Consider the following 16,497-nt stretch of genomic DNA (forward strand, 5'->3'; position numbering starts at 1 on the left):
CGAAAAGAAAAGCCCAATCGTGCGGATGGCCAAATTGCCCCGCCTTTGCTCAATCCGGCATCATGGAATCCGATCACTGTGCAGCTTATTGCTGAAGACTTGACCATCGACCGCGGGCCGCGGCGTGTCATCGAGGGGTTGTCGTTCGACGTCAAGCACGGCGAAGCCTTGGTGCTGACGGGCGCGAACGGCATCGGCAAGACGACGTTGCTGCGAACGCTGGCCGGATTCATCCGGCCGTTTCGCGGTTCCGTTCGTCTCGAAGGCGGCGATCCGGAGCTGTCGGTCGCGGAGCAGGCGCATGCGATCGGTCACACCAATTCGGTGAAGTCGAGTTTGACGGTGATCGAGAACGCGACGTTCTGGAACGCCTATCTGGAAGCGAACGATCATTCGCAGCAGCGGATCGACGCTGCGCTTCAGCATTTCGGATTGGAAGAGCTTGGCGAATTTCCCGCCGCGTATCTTTCGGCCGGACAAAAGCGGCGGCTCGGGCTGTCGCGGCTGCTTGTTGCGCACCGGCCGCTGTGGCTGCTCGATGAGCCCACTGCGTCGCTCGACGCGGCGTCGTCGGAGCGGCTAGTGGCGGCGGTGAACGCGCATACGCGCGAGGGCGGGCTTGCCGTCATTGCCACGCATTTGCCTTTGGCGCTGGAGCGGGCGCGGACGCTCGACCTCGTGGCGCATAGGATGGCGGCGTGAAGAGTTTCTGGGCTCTCATCAAGCGGGACTTGCGATTGGCAGTCCGCGAGGGTGGCGCTATCGGGACAGCGCTGGGCTTTTTTCTCGTGGTCGTCTCGTTGATGCCGCTTGGGCTCGGGCCGGATCTCAATCTGCTGGCGCGGATTGCGGCGGGCGTGCTCTGGATCGCGCTGTTGCTGGCAGCGTTGCTGTCGCTCAATCGTATTTTCGAGGCGGATTACGAAGACGGGACCCTTGATGTGCTGGCGACGGGGCCGCTGCCGCTCGAGCTTGTCAGCGCCGCAAAGGCTTTAGCCCACTGGATCACCACGGGAATTCCGCTGGCGATCATGGCGCCGGTGCTCGGCATCCTCCTCAATCTCGACCTCAATTCTTACCCTATTCTTGTGGCAACAACCTTAATCGGGACGCCGGCCGTGAGTTTTCTGGGGGCGATCGGGGCGGCATTGACCATGAAGACACGTCGCGGCGGCCTGCTTCTGGCCGTGATTGTGCTTCCGTTCTATGTGCCGACGCTGATTTTCGGCATATCGGCCGTCAGTGCCAGCGCGGGACCCGATGGGCTTAGTGCGTCGTTTCTCATTCTGGCGGCGGTGTCGCTGGTTACGGTCGTGCTGGGGCCGGTCGCGGCAGCTGCTGCGCTTCGGATCCAGTTGCAGTAATTCTCCAAATGGTAACCTCAGGCTTCATTGCGCCGTATCGTTTAAAGGCTTAAATCCCGCCCATGCAGACGCTTACGCAACGCCTCGCCAATCCGACACGGTTCATGGAGCTTTCCGCTCGCGTGCTGCCGTGGGTGACGGCCGCTTCGGCTATCCTATTGGTTTACGGTCTTTATTTGGCATTTCTGGATTCGCCACCTGACTATCAGCAGGGCGAGACGGTCCGGATCATGTACATCCATGTGCCGTGCGCGTGGCTCTCGATGATGATTTACGGGCTGATTGCGCTGTCGAGTTTCGGCCTGCTCGTGTTTCGTCATCCGCTGGCGGACGTTTCGGCGAAGGCCGCGGCGCCGCTCGGCGCGGCCTTCACGTTCCTGGCGCTGGTGACCGGTTCGCTCTGGGGCAAGCCGATGTGGGGCACCTACTGGGTTTGGGATGCGCGACTGACGTCGGTGCTGCTGCTGTTCTTTCTCTATCTCGGCTTGATTGCTCTGCGTTCAGCGCTGGAAGACGAAGGGGCTGCAGCCAAGCTGACAGCCGTCCTGGCGCTCGTGGGCGTGACGCTGCTGCCGATCATCAAGTTTTCGGTCAACTGGTGGAATACGCTGCATCAGCCGTCGACGGACTTCACATCGACTGTCGATCCCAGCATGCGTCTGCCGTTGCTGGTGATGGCGCTAGCGTTCACGCTGATGTTCTTCGCGATGCATCTGAAGGCGATGAGGAACGAGATTCTTCGCCGCCGGGTGAAGGCGCTCAGGACACAGGCGGTCATGGGCCGGGATCGGCTCGCGCCTCAGGCAGCGGAGTGATTGATATGAATATGGGACCGCACGCCGCTTTCATTTGGCTGTCGTATGCCGTCGTCACGGTGACGGTGATCGGGCTCATCCTTTGGCTTTTGGCTGATGGATGGAAGCAGCGCGCCGAACTCGCCGCGCTGGAACGCCAGGGCGTCAAGCGCCGCTCCTCGCACTGAATAGAGAGAGATGACGGTGGCCCAGGGTCGATCCAATTATTTGCGCTTGTTGCCGGTCGTGATTTTTGTGGTCATCGCGGGTTTTTTCGCGATGGCACTTAGGTCCGGCGATCCGTCGCTGCTGCCGTCAACGCTCGTCGGCAAGCCGGTGCCGCAGACGACGTTTCCGGCCGTCGAAGGACTGGAAGTGACAGCGGGCAAGGCCGAACCAGGATTTACCTCGGCTGATCTTGCCAAGGGCAAGATCTCGGTCGTCAATTATTGGGCGTCGTGGTGCGTGCCGTGCGTCGATGAGCATCCGATGCTGGAGCAGCTCAAGGAAGAGTCCGGCGTCGACATTTATGGCGTCAACTACAAGGACCAGGCCGCGGCGGCGCGGCGTTTCCTGGGGCGTTACGGCAATCCGTTCACGGCAGTCGGGACCGATGCCGATGGGCGCGCTGCGATCGACTGGGGCGTCTACGGAACGCCTGAGACGTTCGTCGTCAACGGCAAGGGCCACGTGATCTACAAGCACGTTGGGCCGATCACGCCGGAGTCGCTCAAGACGAAGTTGCTGCCGATCATTGCCAAGGCGAAAGTGGAAGCTGCCGCCGGAGCGGCAGGCCCATCATCCTGATAGGCCGAGAAGGCTCCGAGCGGCCACGCCATCAAAGTGCGAAGAACTGACCGCGCGAGTGGTTCAGAACCGTCAGCGTTCCCGACTTGATGTCGAAATGCGCGCCGTGCAGCGACAACCGGCCCTTGTCTTCCTGCTCTTTCACGAACGGGAAGGTACGCAAATTAGCGATCGACTGCTTGATGGCTTCTTTTTCGAGCGCTTCCTGACGGACGCTAGCTGAGCTGCTTTGATGTGCAGCTAGAACGCTGAGACGGGCGTCGTCGAGCATCGACATCCATTTCGAGATGAAATGCGCGTCCGTCTGGATTGCGGCGTTCTGGTCCAGCGCCGCCTTCACGCCGCCGCAGCCAGAATGGCCCATGACGATCATGTTCTTCACGCGCAAATTCAGCACTGCAAACTCCATCGCGGCGCTGACGCCGTGATATTTGCCGCTGACTTCGTAGGGCGGAACAAGATTGGCGACATTGCGGACGACGAATAGTTCGCCGGGCATGGCCGAGAAGATCGTCTCGGGATCGACGCGGCTGTCCGAGCACGAGACGATCATCGTCTCGGGGCTTTGCCCGTGTGTCGCGAGTTCTTCGTAATGGTCGGCGTTCGGAACGAAATGGCGATGACGGAAACGGCGATAGCGGTCCGCCAAAGTTTCGGGAAAGCTGCTCATTATTGTTTTTCCTCCGCCATCGGCGGGGCTCCCTTGCTCGTGACCAATACGATGTAGCCGACCACCGCTGCCAGCAGGGACCCTGCCATAACGCCGAGACGCACTTCCGCGGTCAGCGTGGGGTCGGGGAACGCCAGCAGGCCAATGAACAAGCTCATCGTGAAACCAATGCCGCCGAGAATTGCGGTCCCGAAGAGCTGCATCCGAGATGCTCCGTGAGGCATTTCTCCGAGGCCGCTGGCAATCACAGCGCGCACTGCGCCGTATATGCCGAGTGGCTTGCCGAGGAAAAGACCCAACGCGATGCCGACGGGGATTTGCGACAGCATGTCATTCATTGACAGGTCGCCAACCGCCAATCCGGCGTTGGCGAGAGCGAAGATCGGCATGATGCCAAAGCTGACCCAAGGGCTCAATGTGTGCTCGAGCGCCGGGAGCGGACCGTCGACCCCTTTCTTCGGGCTCGAGAGCGGGATCATCAGCGCCGTGACGACACCCGCAATGGTTGCGTGAACGCCGGACTGCAACACGCAGAGCCAAACGAAGGCTCCGACGAGCAGATAGGGCCAGACCCGCATGACGTTGAGCCGGTTCATGACCGCCATCACGGCGACGCCGGCAGCGGCCAATCCCAATGCGGTGAACGACAGTTCGTATGTGTAGAAAAATGCGATTATCAGAATGGCGCCGAGATCGTCGATGATGGCGAGGGCGAGCAGGAAGACCTTCAGCGTCGGTGGGACGCGCTTGCCCAGCAGCGCCATCACGCCGACGGCAAACGCGATGTCGGTTGCTGCCGGAATGGCCCAGCCGCGCAGGTGCTCCGCGTTATTGAAATTGACCGAAGCATAGATCAGCGCTGGTACCGCCATGCCGCCAATTGCGCCGACGATCGGCAGCATCGCGGCGGCGGGTTTCGAGAGCGCGCCGCGAATGGCCTCACGCTTGATTTCGAGACCGACGACCAGAAAAAAAATGACCATCAGGCCATCGTTGATCCAGTGATGGATTTCTTTTGTGAGAGCGAAGGGTGCGACGCCGAGCTGAACTTTGGTCGTTAAGATGTGCTCATAGGCGTTGTGAAGAGGCGAATTGGCAAGGAACAGCGCCAAGAGCGCGGCGGCAAGCAAAACAAGGCTGGCAAGAACTTCTCTGCTAATGCCTTCCGCACTTGATTCTGGCTTCATATCTGCGGAGTCCCTCCATAAAAATGATCCCTGGGCAGATATGCCGGTTCATTCCATGCGCAGCAACCCAAAGCGGGCGTGGCGCGCGAATGTCACTCACGCTGCAGCTTTGATGGACACAGGAGAGATGTGCCGCCAATCGACGAAATTCGGCAGCATGCGATCGGTGCCGCGGCTGATTTCGAGCGCGCGGCGAACGCCGCCGAGAGCGTAAGCCAGCGCCGTCTGAGGCGGTTCGCCGTGCATGAGTTTGGCGGTGAGGCAGCCTGCGAAGATGTCGCCGGTGCCATGCGGCACGTCGGCCCATTTCTCGACGCGGCCGATGAAGGTGCGGTCCGCAGCCGTCAGCACGGTAGCGAGCGAGGTTGGCCCGTCCGGAATTGACGTTCCCGCGACGATGGGGCGGCTGAGATTGGCGATTGCGGTGACGGCATCGGCCGGCGATTGGACATTGCTGCCGGACAGCCACGATAACTCGAAGCGGTTCGGCGTCATGATGTCGGCCATTGGCATGAGCAGATCGCGGATGCCGTGTGCGGATCGTTCGTCAATATAGAGGCCGCCGGGGTCGTCGCCGAAGATCGGATCGCAGATATAGGTGATCTCGGGCTTTGCGGAGCGCAGACGCATTACGGCTTCAGCGACGATTTCGACGTGCTGGAGCGATGGTAGGTAGCCGGAGAAAATCGCATCGAACGAGGCCAGCCAGCCATTGTCGGCGAGGGCGCGGACCATGTCTCCGACAAGTCTCGGATCGAGCGTAATGCCGGCGATGTGGGCGCGGATCGGATGGTTCGACAGCACAACCGTCGGCAGTCCGACGACATCGATGCCGGCGGCGAGTAGGGGCGGGCTTGTTGCGGTCAGCCCAACGGGATCATGCGCAACATACGACGAGATCATGAGAATGCGGCGCATAGGGACCGAAGAGTTCGCGATTGGACCTTTGCCGCGCGATGGACAAGCCAACGCCAGCGCTCGGAATTGCGATTTATTCGAAAGTTTAGTCGCGGTCGATGTTGCAAACGTGCATGCTGCGATGCAAAATCAACGCATTTTTCTACGGGAGTCGATGCGATGGCCATGAGACCCAGACGCAGCGTCCTCTATTTGCCCGGCGATAACGAGCGGGCTCTGGAAAAAGCCAAAACGCTGCCGGCGGATTCGATCATCATCGATCTTGAGGATTCGGTCGCGCCTCCCAACAAGGAAAAGGCGCGAGCGCAGGCAACGGCTGCGATCCACGAAGGGGGGTTTGGTTCGCGGGAAGTGATCCTCAGGGTCAATCCGATAGAAACGCCGTGGGGGATGGCCGATCTGCACGGGGCCATGGCAGCCGTTCCGGATGCCATTCTCATTCCAAAGGTTTCGAACTCCGGCGATATCACCGGTACGGCGAAGGTCATCAAAGCATCGGATGCCGATCCGCGCATTCGGCTCTGGGCGATGATCGAGACGCCGATGGGGATCATCAACGCCAAGGAAATTGCCGCCTGTGCGCCCGACCAGGACAATCGGCTCGTCTGCTTCGTGCTGGGCACGAACGATCTCCTGAAGGAGAGCCGTGCGCTCGCAAGCCGCAACCGTTTCGCCGTCGTGCCGTGGCTGGCGATGACGCTGGTGGCCGCGCGGGCTTATGGGCTCGATGTCATTGATGGCGTCTACAACGATTTTAAGGACGAATCCGGTTTTCGCGCCGAATGCGAGCATGGCCGCACGCTGGGCATGGACGGCAAGACGCTCATCCATCCGTCGCAGGTCGTGCCCTGCAACGAAGTCTTTTCACCGACGATCGAGGAAATCGCCTGGGCGCATAAGATCATCAAAGCCTTCGAAGAGCCCGAGAATGCGCGCAAGGGGGTGATTACGGTCGAGGGACGCATGGTCGAACGGCTGCATCTCGTGATGGCGAGGCGTGTCGCCGCGATTGCCGATGCCATCAACGCGCGATCGAAAGTCGAGGAGCCGTGGTTTTAGTAAATGCCGCCTCCAACGGGCTTCGTGCGGCCCTTGATCGCGTCCCCGACCTTTCAAAAAAGGGTTGCGGTCTGATCCCGACATCCTGAAAAGAACCAAAACCCGAAGCCCGTGCGTAAGGGCTTCCCGAATCATAAGGCGGGGATGATGGCCGGAACCAAGACGAACGCAGGAAACTTCTTCGAAGATTTCACTTACGGCCAAGTCATCCCGCACGCCACACCCCGCACCGTCACCGACGGCGACGTGGCGCTTTACACCTCGCTTTACGGCTCGCGCTTTGCAGTGCAGTCGGCTGATACGTTCGCCAAGGCCATCGGCTATCCGAAAGCGCCGCTCGACGATATGCTCACGTTTCATGTCGTGTTCGGCAAGACGACGCCGGATATCTCTCTCAACGCCATCGCCAATCTCGGCTATGCCGATTGCCGGTTCCTGAAGCCTGTCTATCCGGGCGATACGCTGTCGGCGACGTCGGAAGTGATTGGTCTGAAGGAAAATTCGAACGGCGAGACGGGCACCGTTTACGTGCGTTCGACGGGGCGCAACCAGGATGGCGAAGTCGTCCTCGAATATTGCCGCTGGGTGATGGTGCGCAAGCGCTCCAAGGGGTCGCCGGCGCCGGAAGCGGTGGTGCCGAAGCTTCCCGAGCGTGTCGATCCGGAAGTTCTTGCGTCGGCGGTCCCGGCGCTCGACGTCAGCAAATATGATTTCGCGCTGTCGGGTTCGCCGCATCGCTGGGGTGATTATGAGCCGGGCGAGAAGATCGATCATGTCGACGGCATGACGCTGGAAGAAGCCGAGCATCAGATCGCGACGCGGCTTTATCAGAATACGGCGAAGGTCCATTTCAATCAGCACACCGAATCCAAAGGCCGGTTCGGCAAGCGGATCGTCTATGGCGGCGTTGTCATTTCACTGGTGCGGGCGCTGTCCTACAACGGGCTCGGCAATGCCTTCCACTTGGCGGCCATCAATGGCGGCCGGCACGTGGCGCCGACGTTCGCCGGCGATACGATCTACGCGTGGTCGGAAATCCTGGAGAAAGCCGAGATTCCCGAACGGAAGGACGTCGGCGCGCTTCGGGTTCGTCTCGTCGGCGTCAAAAATCAGGATTGCGCGTCACTGCCGCTCAAGACTCCGACGGGCGAGTACGCCGAAGGGGTTGTTCTCGATCTCGATACGTGGCTTGTGCTTCCCCGCTAAGGGCATTCAGCGGCAGCAAAGCTGGCTGACGCCTGTGCCTTGGCGCTAGCGACTTCCGGGCAGGAAGCGGGGGAACACGTCGCATGAACCTCAGAGCGAACCTCAAGGCGAGCATCACGATCGGTCGGGTGGCGCTGGGCGTGCTCGTTCTGGCCGTGGCCGGACCGGCAGACGCGGCCGGCGAAAAGGCCGTTGCCGAGATCAAACTCTCAGACGGTTCGAGTGCCGGCACGGTAACGCTGACCGACATGTCCTCCGGCGTGCTTCTCGCATTCGATCTCAAAGGCTTGCCGCCGGGCGCTCACGCCTTTGGCGTGCATGAAGCCGGCAAATGCGAGGGCGATTTTTCGTCCGCAGGGCCGACCTACAATCCGCTCGGCGCTCAGCACGGCTTCATGAACGATGAGGGTCCGATGGCGGGCGATCTTCCCAACATCGTCGCCGGACCCGACGGTATGGCGCGCGCCGAAATGATGACAACGTATCTCCACTTTAACGTCGTCGCTGACGATACGCTTTTCGATGCCGATGGATCATCGCTTGTCATCTATGACAAGGCCGATGACTATCGGACCGATCCGGATGGTAGCGGGGAAAAGCGGATCGCTTGCGGTGTGATCAAACAGCAATAGCGTCGGTGGGACGCGAAATTCACGTTGATCAATCGACGTGATGCCGCTTTGCCGATGCGCACGCCGGGCCTGAGATTGTAAATCTCCAAAGGGCCGCGATTCGATCGTATGTATGCGTCGTAATTAACCGGCCGGACATTCGAAGCGAGATGCGGTGATCAATCAAGTTGCAATCATCGGTGCGGGTCTGGCGGGGCTTTCATGTGCGCAGACGTTGCGGAGCGCGGGCATTTCCGTTGAGGTTTTTGAAGAAGACCGCAACGTCGGCGGCCGCCTCGCAACGATCTGTCTCGGCAGCGACCGGTTCGATCCGGGTGCGCAATATCTCTTGGCGCAAACGGATGAATTCGGGCGTTATCTCTCGGAGATTGCGGGTCTCGGCTATGCGGATACCTGGGCGCCGCGACAGTGGAAACCAGGGCCCGGCAAAACCGTCCGGGAGCCGTGGATCGTCGGGACACCCGGCATGTCGTCGATCGCGCGTCCGATCGCCGATGGCGTGCGTGTCTCGGTCGGCCGGCGGGTGCAATCGCTCGAACGGCGAGAGAAAGGCTGGCACCTCTGGTTCGCAGACGAAGCATCGGCTGGGCCGTTCGAAGCGGTCGCCATCGCTGTTCCCGCGGCAGCGGCGTTGCCGCTGACGGAACGGATCGACCGTCTCGCGTCGCCGCTGCAGAACGTGTTGATGCTGCCCTGCTGGTCCTTGATGGTCCGCCTCGATCAAAAGAAAACTTCGGAGCATGACGTTTTCACCGACGTCTCAGAGGTCGTGCGGTGGATCGCGCGCGACAACACGAAGCCGGGGCGCGATCCCAGGGGCGAGGCCCTTGTCATTCATGCCTCATCGGCGTGGAGCCTGGCGGCGGAGCAGGCTGACCCCGAAGATGTGGCGGAAGAGCTTTGGAGCGAGGTCGGGGAGTTCTTAAATCTCCCCCCTGTCAGACCGTCGCGGATGACAGCCTTCCTCTGGCGCCAGGGTATCGTCGGCAGGGCGCTGGGCGAGACGCATCTTTACTGTCCGGAAACGCAGGTCGGCGTTGCGGGGGACTGGTGCCTCGGCAGCTTCGCCGAACATGCCTTTACAAGCGGCCGGCATCTCGGGCAGGCCATTGCTGGCGCGCTGACCTGAGGCGCGACAGAATCTATGTGGCATTTGGCGAATTGCCGCGCCCGCGTCGAGGCGCTAGATATGCGCATCAAACAAAAAAGAAGGACGTCCGATGGCAGTTACATCCGGCCGCGGCGTGCGCCCCAAGCGGCCGCTTTCACCACATCTGCAAATCTATTCGCCGCTTATCAACATGGTGATGTCGATCGTACATCGCATCACGGGGGCGGCGCTTTATTTCGGTTCGCTGCTGCTCGCCTGGTGGCTGATCGCAGCCGCGAGCGGACCGGACGCCTACAACTATTTTCTGAGCTGGTGCGATACGTGGTTCGGTAAGCTGGTGCTGCTTGGCTATACGTGGGTTCTGATGCATCACATGATGGGCGGCATCCGCCACTTCATCTGGGACAGCGGCCACGGCTACGACCTTGAGACGGTCGATCTCTTGTCGTGGGGGTCGCTTGCCGCGTCGCTGGCGTTGACGGCGATTGTCTGGATCGCGGTTGCTATGGGGGCCGTCTGATGACCACGATGCGGACACCGCTGAAAAAAGTACGTTATCTCGGCTCGGCCAAAGAAGGCGCCGACCATTTCTGGAAACAGCGCGTGACGGCGGTTGCGAACCTGTTCCTCGGGATCTTTCTCGTTTGGCTGATCGTTTCGCTGCTTGGCGCGGACTACGCGACGGCGAAACAGAAGCTTGCGCACCCATTGATTGCGATTCCGCTTCTCGGTCTTGTACTTTCGGGCACCGTCCATATGCGGATCGGCATGCAAGTCATCATCGAAGATTACGTCCACGAAGAAGGGCTTAAGGTCGTGGCCTTGATGCTCAACACCTTCTTCGCCATTGCCATCGCACTCGCGTGCGTGTTCTCGATTTTGAAACTGAGTTTTGGAGCCTGAGCCTGATGTCGCAATTGAATGGCAAGGCCAACGGCGCGGGTGCCGCGCCGTCGCAGATCGGCAAAGCCTATCCGCTGCACGATCATGTCTATGATGTCGTTGTCGTCGGTGCGGGTGGCGCAGGATTGCGTGCGACGCTTGGCTGCGCGGAAGCAGGTCTTAAAACGGCTTGCGTGACGAAGGTGTTCCCGACGCGCTCGCATACGGTTGCGGCGCAGGGCGGTGTGGCGGCGGCGCTCGGCAACATGGGCCGCGACGACTGGCGCTGGCACATGTACGACACCGTCAAAGGCTCCGACTGGCTCGGCGACCAGGACGCCATCGAATATCTGTGCCGGAACGCTCCAGCTGCGGTTTATGAGCTCGAACACTACGGTGTGCCGTTCTCGCGCACGGAAGACGGCAAGATCTATCAGCGCCCATTTGGCGGCATGACGACCGACTACGGCGAGGGTCCGCCGGCACAGCGCACGTGTGCCGCTGCCGACCGCACCGGCCACGCGATGCTGCATACGCTTTACGGGCAGTCGCTGCGCCACGCGGCGGAATTCTTCATCGAATATTTCGCGCTCGATCTCATCATGGATCAGGACGGTGCATGCCGGGGCATCATCGCGCTCAATCTCGATGACGGCACGCTGCATCGCTTCCGTGCGAAGAAGACCATCCTGGCAACAGGTGGTTACGGGCGGACGTATTTCTCGTGCACCTCAGCGCATACCTGCACCGGCGACGGCAACGCCATGGTTCTGCGCGCAGGTTTGCCGCTGCAGGACATGGAATTCGTACAGTTCCATCCCACCGGTATTTACGGCGCGGGCGTGTTGATTACCGAAGGCGCGCGCGGCGAAGGCGGGTATCTGACGAATTCCAAGGGCGAGCGCTTCATGGAGCGCTATGCGCCGCATGCCAAAGACCTCGCCTCGCGCGACGTCGTCTCGCGCTCGATGACGATCGAAATTCGCGAAGGCCGCGGCGTCGGCCCGGATGCCGATCATATCTATTTACATCTCGACCATCTCGATCCGAAGATTTTGGCCGAGCGTTTGCCCGGCATCACGGAGAACGCGAAAGTGTTCGCAGGCGTCGATCTTCGCCGTCAGCCGATCCCGGTGTTGCCGACGGTCCACTACAACATGGGCGGCATTCCGACGAATTATCACGGTGAAGTTCTGACCAAGAAGAACGGCGATCCCGATCATGTCGTGCCGGGCCTGATGGCGATTGGCGAAGCGGCATGCGTGTCGGTGCACGGCGCCAACCGTCTGGGCTCGAACTCGCTCATCGATCTTGTCGTGTTCGGTCGTGCGGCCGGTTTGCGCTGTGCCGAGACGATCGAGCAAGGCGCAATGCAGTCGGACCTGCCCAAAGACGCGCACGAACCGGCGCTTGCCCGCCTCGATCATTTCCGTAACGCCAAGGGCTCGACGCCCACGGCGGCGCTGCGCCTGCGCATGCAGAAGATCATGCAGTCGAACTGCGCGGTTTTCCGCGATGGCCCGGTGCTGAAAGAAGGCGTCGAGAAGATCACGCAGGTCTGGCGCGATGCGGCGGATATTTCCGTTACCGACCGGTCCCTGGTGTGGAATTCCGATCTCGTCGAAACGCTGGAATTCGACAACCTGATCGCGCAAGCAGCCGTTACGGTCGTGGGCGCCGAAAACCGGCAGGAAAGCCGTGGTGCGCACGCGCGCGAAGATTTCCCCAAGCGTGACGATGTCAATTGGATGAAACACACGCTGGCATGGGCCGATTACGCGACGCAAACAGTCAAGCTCGACGATCGTCCGGTGCACACGAAGACCATGACCAACGAGGTCAAATATATCGAGCCCAAAGCTCGCGTTTATTGAGCCGGTCCAGCTTTTATTTAGTCGCGCTTCTCATCGGGAAAACCGGTGCCCGGCTTTTCCGGAAGCGCTCCGGATGAGTAGAAATAGCGCCGCTTTGGGAAGTCGCTTATGGTGCGGCCGCTATTCAAGGGGCGGGCGCGATTGTGACGAAGATCAGTAAGGACGAGAGCGACGATACCGACACTCGCATGCCGCCCGATCCGTTCGCGGCGGTGCTGCCGTCGCTGGCGGCTCTTGGCGCAATCGCGTCGATCGCGGCCATTAATTGGTCGGGACAGGAAAAGGTCGCAACGCGCACCCGCACCAAGCGCAAGACGGGTGCCGCGCTTCGCGATCTTGAAACCTGTTGTCTCGGCCTCGTCGAGATCTTTAAGCGTTTCCAGAAGCATCCGAGGGTGTTTGCAGGTGGCGGCGGACAGGCGTCGGCGCCGCTGAAGTTTGGGGTTCACGGACAACGCATTCGCGCGGACGCTCAGCGGCTTTATCTGCAACTGATGAATGACATCGCCTCGATGCTGGTGCTTGCCACGCAGAACGCGTTCGACGTCATGACCGCGATCGAAGATGGGGATGTCGAGGCGCCGGAGGAGGTCTTCTTCGGCTTTGGCGAGCAACAGGAACGGCTCAACGACATTATCCAGTCGCGAGTGCCGCTGCGCGTCGCGGTCGAAACGGGGGCTCAGATCGCGGAAAGCCTTGTCGGGTTGGTCCGGGAGCTGAAGAAACACCAGAAATCCGGTTAAGGCCAAAGAACCGCATCCGCCGCGGGCTCATGCCGTTGACAGGGGACGACGTTCAAGCTTCTGTCAGGTTCATAAGGATTTCGTTGGCGGGAACACCGGCACTCTCATGGTTCAGCTCACTCTTCCGAAAAATTCGACAATCTCTGAAGGCAAGATCTGGAACAGGCCGGACCGCGAGGGCGATTGGAAGGAATTCCGGATTTATCGCTGGAATCCGGATGACGAGCGCAATCCGCGCGTCGACACCTATCATATCGATCAGAAGCAGTGCGGACCTATGGTTCTTGACGCTCTGATCAAGATCAAAAACGAGATCGATCCGACGCTGACGTTCCGCCGCTCGTGCCGCGAAGGCATTTGCGGCTCGTGCGCGATGAATATCGACGGCACCAATACGCTCGCGTGCCTGAAGGGCATCGAAGACGTCAAAGGGCCGGTAAAGGTTTATCCGCTGCCGCACATGGAAGTCGTCAAAGACCTCGTGCCGGATCTCACGAATTTCTACGCGCAGCATCGCTCCATAGAGCCGTGGCTCAAAACCGATACGCCGACGCCGCCGAAGGAGTGGAAGCAGTCGCGCGAGGATCGTGAGAAACTCGACGGGCTTTACGAGTGCATTCTGTGCGCATGCTGCTCCGCGTCGTGCCCGAGCTACTGGTGGAACTCGGATCGCTACCTCGGCCCTGCCATTCTGCTGCAGGCCTATCGCTGGGTGATCGATAGCCGTGACGAAGCGACCGGCGAGCGTCTCGATAATCTCGAAGATCCGTTCCGTCTCTATCGCTGCCACACGATCATGAACTGCGCCAAGGCTTGTCCGAAAGGTTTGTCTCCGGCAAAAGCCATCGCGGAACTCAAGAAACTTATGGTCGAGCGCCGCGTGTAAGCGGCCGGCTCGATCGCGTCACGAAAAAGGAGCGACCGTGCTGGACATTCTCGATCACATTGGCTTCCCCGTCACCGATTACCGTCGATCGCTGGAGTTCTATACCCAGGCGTTGGCACCGCTCGGCATCAAGCTGCTCAAGGAAATGAAGTTCTCGGACGAGGACGACGACGGGTATGCCGGGTTCGGTCGCGAGCGTCCGCAATTCTGGATCGGAACGGGCACGGCGCTGAAGGGTCGCCTTCACGTCGCGTTTGCGGCGCAGGGCCGTGATGAAGTGAAAGCCTTCTACGAGGCGGCGCTGGCTGCAGGCGGCAAAGACAACGGACCGCCGGGACTTCGGCCGCACTATCACGCCAACTACTACGGCGGTTTCGTTTTCGATCCGGACGGCCACAACATCGAAGCCGTGACGCATCTGCCGGAGTAACGATTGCCTTTCTGTCAGAGATTGAGCTGGTAGGAATGCGCCAGCCAACGATAGCTGCCGGGTCCATTGCGCTCGACATAACCGATTGACGGAAACGGCATGTGGTAGCCGATGACCGGGATACGGTCTGTGGCCGCCATGTCATAGATGCGACGGCGGGTTCGGGCACCAAGCTGTTTGTCGGAATCGAAGAGGCAATCCCACTCAGGGTGCGCGAGCGAGGCAACCTGATGGTGGGCGCAGTCGCCCCAGTACAAAATCGATTTGCCCTGACTCTCGATCATAAAGGCAAGGTGCCCGGGCGTATGTCCGTAAGCTTCGATGGCGCGGATGCCCGTCACGACGTCGTCTCCTGGTTTTATGAACGTAAACTTGTCGGCGACGGGTTTCGTGTTGGTTCGGAAGATGCTCGCCCATTTTTCCAGATCGGCTGTGAATTTTCCTTCCGGAGCCCAGAAGTCATGCTCGATTGCGCCAATCACGTAGCGTGCGTTGGGAAAGAGCGGCTTTGCATTTTCGATCATGCCGCCGACGTGATCGGGATGACCGTGGCTTAAAAGGACGATGTCGATGTCTTCGGGCTTGAAGCCTGCGGGGCCGAGCTGGGCCGCAAGCCAGCCACCGTTGGGACGCGGAATGAAACCGTTCGATCCGTTGCCGGTGTCGAGCAGGATCAGCTTATCACCGGTGTTGATGATCGTCGGCGTGAAGCCCGGCTGGTATTTCTGCTCCGGCAAAAGGTTGTCGCGCATCAGCGCCCGAACATCGGCTTCGCGGGCATTTTGCCCGACGATAGGGAACGGACCATCAATGAAAGCTTCTGAATCCGAGATCGTGGTAATCTCGAAAGAGCCGAGCTTGAAGCGGTAGAATTTCGGCTGCCAAGGTCCAAGGGCTTGGGCTGACGCGGTCGCGTTTGATGTAAAGGCCAGGGACAGAGTGGGTGTGAGAGCGACGCCGATGCCTGTGGTCAAAAGCTTTCGGCGGTCCACGGCGAGAGCTTCGATATCGGGCGAGAGGGCTTTGCGCATTTCGATATCCTTGCCAAGTATCTGATCTGAAGCCGAGGTTAGTCGAGGCACGGAGCTATGCGATTGTATGAATCTGCTGGCATCGAGGGCAGGTCCCTGAAGCCGCTATGGCACGTCGGTTCGGGCCGCATGCTTTTCGCCGGCTGTCTGCATAAGAATGCACTTCACAGCCACAGCGCGCCGGTGATGCTCGCGGGTCTTTACGATGATTTTCGCTTGAGACTTGCGGGCGGTTCGTGGTTCGCGTGTCGTGCGGCCGTTATACCCGCCGGGACGGCTTACGAGTTCGATGCCGAAGGCCGACCGATCGCGGTGATCTACATTGAGCCGAGCGAGGCGTCCGCTGAAGGTCTTGCAGCGCTCGTCGGAGAGACACGCGAGGAACGGGGTGTGCTGATCGGAATGCGCGCTGACCTTTCGCAGGTTCGGTCGCTTTACGAAGATCCTTCCAGCTTGGCTTGGACCGACGAAGCGATGAATGATCTTCTCGGATTTTCCAAGTCTAGGGCGCGAAGAACCATCGACGCGCGCGTGCGCCGGGCACTTGAAGCGGTTGCTGACAACGCGGGCGGTGTCGTGACGGGCGGATCGGTGCCGCGGGTCGATTGGGCCGCGTATGCTGCCGGTCTTTCGACGTCGCGATTTCAGCACCTGTTCAAACAGGAGGCTGGCGTTTCTTATCGTCGTTATGCGGCGTGGGCGAGAATGCGCGTGGCGGTGTCCGAAGTCGTCAAGGGAAGCAATTTTACGACCGCCGCCCAAGCGTCGGGTTTTTACGATCAACCGCACTTCGCCCGCGAGTTTCGCCGGATTTTTGGCGCACCTGCCGGCCGGAGTCTCGCGGGCGTTCGACACTGACAGACCAGTATTGGGCTTCCCACATCGTGGCCGACATGCGATAGC

Annotated in this window: 20 protein-coding genes; 16 read left to right on the forward strand and 4 right to left on the reverse strand. The window is 60.4% G+C overall.

The genetic code is table 11. The features are described 5' to 3' along the window. The first annotated feature begins 78 nt into the window (after positions 1-78). The 5 genes from ccmA (at position 79) to ACLB1Z_RS00295 (ending at position 2,965) form a co-directional block, all read left to right on the forward strand. The gene (gene ccmA / locus ACLB1Z_RS00275) at positions 79-702 is read left to right on the forward strand and encodes a heme ABC exporter ATP-binding protein CcmA (RefSeq protein ID WP_409561530.1); all 624 of its coding nucleotides are present in this window, start codon (positions 79-81) and stop codon (positions 700-702) included. Further along, complete coding sequence (gene ccmB / locus ACLB1Z_RS00280; RefSeq protein ID WP_024274981.1) at positions 699-1,364, forward strand: heme exporter protein CcmB; 666 nt, start codon at positions 699-701, stop codon at positions 1,362-1,364. Before ccmA ends, ccmB begins: the two co-directional genes overlap by 4 nt. Before the next feature lie 62 nt (positions 1,365-1,426). Continuing rightward, entirely contained in the window at positions 1,427-2,179 is a 753-nt protein-coding gene (locus ACLB1Z_RS00285) for a heme ABC transporter permease (protein ID WP_013950187.1), read from the forward strand. 11 nt (positions 2,180-2,190) lie between these two features. Then, a complete protein-coding gene (gene ccmD / locus ACLB1Z_RS00290) occupies positions 2,191-2,346 on the forward strand; it encodes a heme exporter protein CcmD (protein ID WP_024274982.1) in 156 nt (51 codons plus the stop codon). Positions 2,347-2,356: 10 nt separating this feature from the next. Then, positions 2,357-2,965: a DsbE family thiol:disulfide interchange protein gene (locus ACLB1Z_RS00295; RefSeq protein WP_409561531.1), complete on the forward strand. Its 609-nt coding sequence runs from the start codon at positions 2,357-2,359 to the stop codon at positions 2,963-2,965. Between the two features lie 31 nt (positions 2,966-2,996). Here ACLB1Z_RS00295 and ACLB1Z_RS00300 read toward each other — a convergent pair whose 3' ends face one another. The 3 genes from ACLB1Z_RS00300 to ACLB1Z_RS00310 all read right to left on the reverse strand — a co-directional run bounded on the left by ACLB1Z_RS00300 (position 2,997) and on the right by ACLB1Z_RS00310 (position 5,740). Then, positions 2,997-3,635 (reverse strand): carbonic anhydrase, encoded by a 639-nt coding sequence (locus ACLB1Z_RS00300; protein WP_409561532.1) that lies wholly within the window; start codon positions 3,633-3,635, stop codon positions 2,997-2,999. Beyond that, entirely contained in the window at positions 3,635-4,822 is a 1,188-nt protein-coding gene (nhaA, locus tag ACLB1Z_RS00305) for a Na+/H+ antiporter NhaA (RefSeq protein WP_409561533.1), read from the reverse strand. Before nhaA ends, ACLB1Z_RS00300 begins: the two co-directional genes overlap by 1 nt. 96 nt (positions 4,823-4,918) lie before the next feature. After that, a complete protein-coding gene (locus ACLB1Z_RS00310) occupies positions 4,919-5,740 on the reverse strand; it encodes a PfkB family carbohydrate kinase (RefSeq protein WP_409561534.1) in 822 nt (273 codons plus the stop codon). A gap of 159 nt (positions 5,741-5,899) precedes the next feature. On the opposite strand from ACLB1Z_RS00310, the gene ACLB1Z_RS00315 reads away from it, so the two are divergent. The 10 genes from ACLB1Z_RS00315 (at position 5,900) to ACLB1Z_RS00360 (ending at position 14,563) form a co-directional block, all read left to right on the forward strand. Continuing rightward, on the forward strand, positions 5,900-6,799 hold the full coding sequence (locus tag ACLB1Z_RS00315) for an HpcH/HpaI aldolase/citrate lyase family protein (RefSeq protein ID WP_013950193.1): 900 nt from the start codon (positions 5,900-5,902) through the stop codon (positions 6,797-6,799). Positions 6,800-6,946: 147 nt separating this feature from the next. Beyond that, complete coding sequence (locus tag ACLB1Z_RS00320; RefSeq protein ID WP_409561535.1) at positions 6,947-8,005, forward strand: MaoC family dehydratase; 1,059 nt, start codon at positions 6,947-6,949, stop codon at positions 8,003-8,005. An 83-nt stretch (positions 8,006-8,088) separates the two neighbouring features. Then, on the forward strand, positions 8,089-8,637 hold the full coding sequence (locus ACLB1Z_RS00325) for a superoxide dismutase family protein (protein WP_409561536.1): 549 nt from the start codon (positions 8,089-8,091) through the stop codon (positions 8,635-8,637). A gap of 154 nt (positions 8,638-8,791) precedes the next feature. Further along, positions 8,792-9,766, forward strand: coding sequence for an NAD(P)/FAD-dependent oxidoreductase (locus ACLB1Z_RS00330; RefSeq protein WP_409561537.1), 975 nt, complete (start codon positions 8,792-8,794; stop codon positions 9,764-9,766). A 91-nt stretch (positions 9,767-9,857) separates the two neighbouring features. Further along, positions 9,858-10,268 carry a succinate dehydrogenase, cytochrome b556 subunit gene (sdhC, locus tag ACLB1Z_RS00335; RefSeq protein WP_013950197.1) on the forward strand — a complete coding sequence of 137 codons (411 nt, stop codon included), beginning with the start codon at positions 9,858-9,860 and terminating at the stop codon, positions 10,266-10,268. After that, positions 10,268-10,651 carry a succinate dehydrogenase, hydrophobic membrane anchor protein gene (gene sdhD / locus ACLB1Z_RS00340; protein ID WP_409561538.1) on the forward strand — a complete coding sequence of 128 codons (384 nt, stop codon included), beginning with the start codon at positions 10,268-10,270 and terminating at the stop codon, positions 10,649-10,651. Before sdhC ends, sdhD begins: the two co-directional genes overlap by 1 nt. Positions 10,652-10,656: 5 nt before the next feature. Further along, a complete protein-coding gene (gene sdhA / locus ACLB1Z_RS00345) occupies positions 10,657-12,504 on the forward strand; it encodes a succinate dehydrogenase flavoprotein subunit (RefSeq protein ID WP_409561539.1) in 1,848 nt (615 codons plus the stop codon). A 143-nt stretch (positions 12,505-12,647) separates the two neighbouring features. Further along, positions 12,648-13,247 (forward strand): hypothetical protein, encoded by a 600-nt coding sequence (locus ACLB1Z_RS00350; RefSeq protein ID WP_409561540.1) that lies wholly within the window; start codon positions 12,648-12,650, stop codon positions 13,245-13,247. A 106-nt stretch (positions 13,248-13,353) separates the two neighbouring features. After that, positions 13,354-14,133, forward strand: coding sequence for a succinate dehydrogenase iron-sulfur subunit (locus tag ACLB1Z_RS00355; protein ID WP_409561541.1), 780 nt, complete (start codon positions 13,354-13,356; stop codon positions 14,131-14,133). Between the two features lie 37 nt (positions 14,134-14,170). Beyond that, on the forward strand, positions 14,171-14,563 hold the full coding sequence (locus tag ACLB1Z_RS00360; RefSeq protein WP_409561542.1) for a VOC family protein: 393 nt from the start codon (positions 14,171-14,173) through the stop codon (positions 14,561-14,563). Between the two features lie 14 nt (positions 14,564-14,577). On the opposite strand, the gene ACLB1Z_RS00365 is transcribed toward ACLB1Z_RS00360, so the two are convergent. Next, entirely contained in the window at positions 14,578-15,594 is a 1,017-nt protein-coding gene (locus ACLB1Z_RS00365) for an MBL fold metallo-hydrolase (RefSeq protein WP_409561543.1), read from the reverse strand. 57 nt (positions 15,595-15,651) lie between these two features. Between ACLB1Z_RS00365 and ACLB1Z_RS00370 the strand changes: the two genes are divergently transcribed. Then, positions 15,652-16,452, forward strand: coding sequence for a helix-turn-helix transcriptional regulator (locus ACLB1Z_RS00370; protein ID WP_409561544.1), 801 nt, complete (start codon positions 15,652-15,654; stop codon positions 16,450-16,452). The last annotated feature ends 45 nt before the right edge of the window (positions 16,453-16,497 follow it).

Origin of the sequence: Hyphomicrobium sp. MC8b (assembly GCF_905067615.1) — a bacterium.
Classification (GTDB): Bacteria; Pseudomonadota; Alphaproteobacteria; order Rhizobiales; family Hyphomicrobiaceae; genus Hyphomicrobium_B.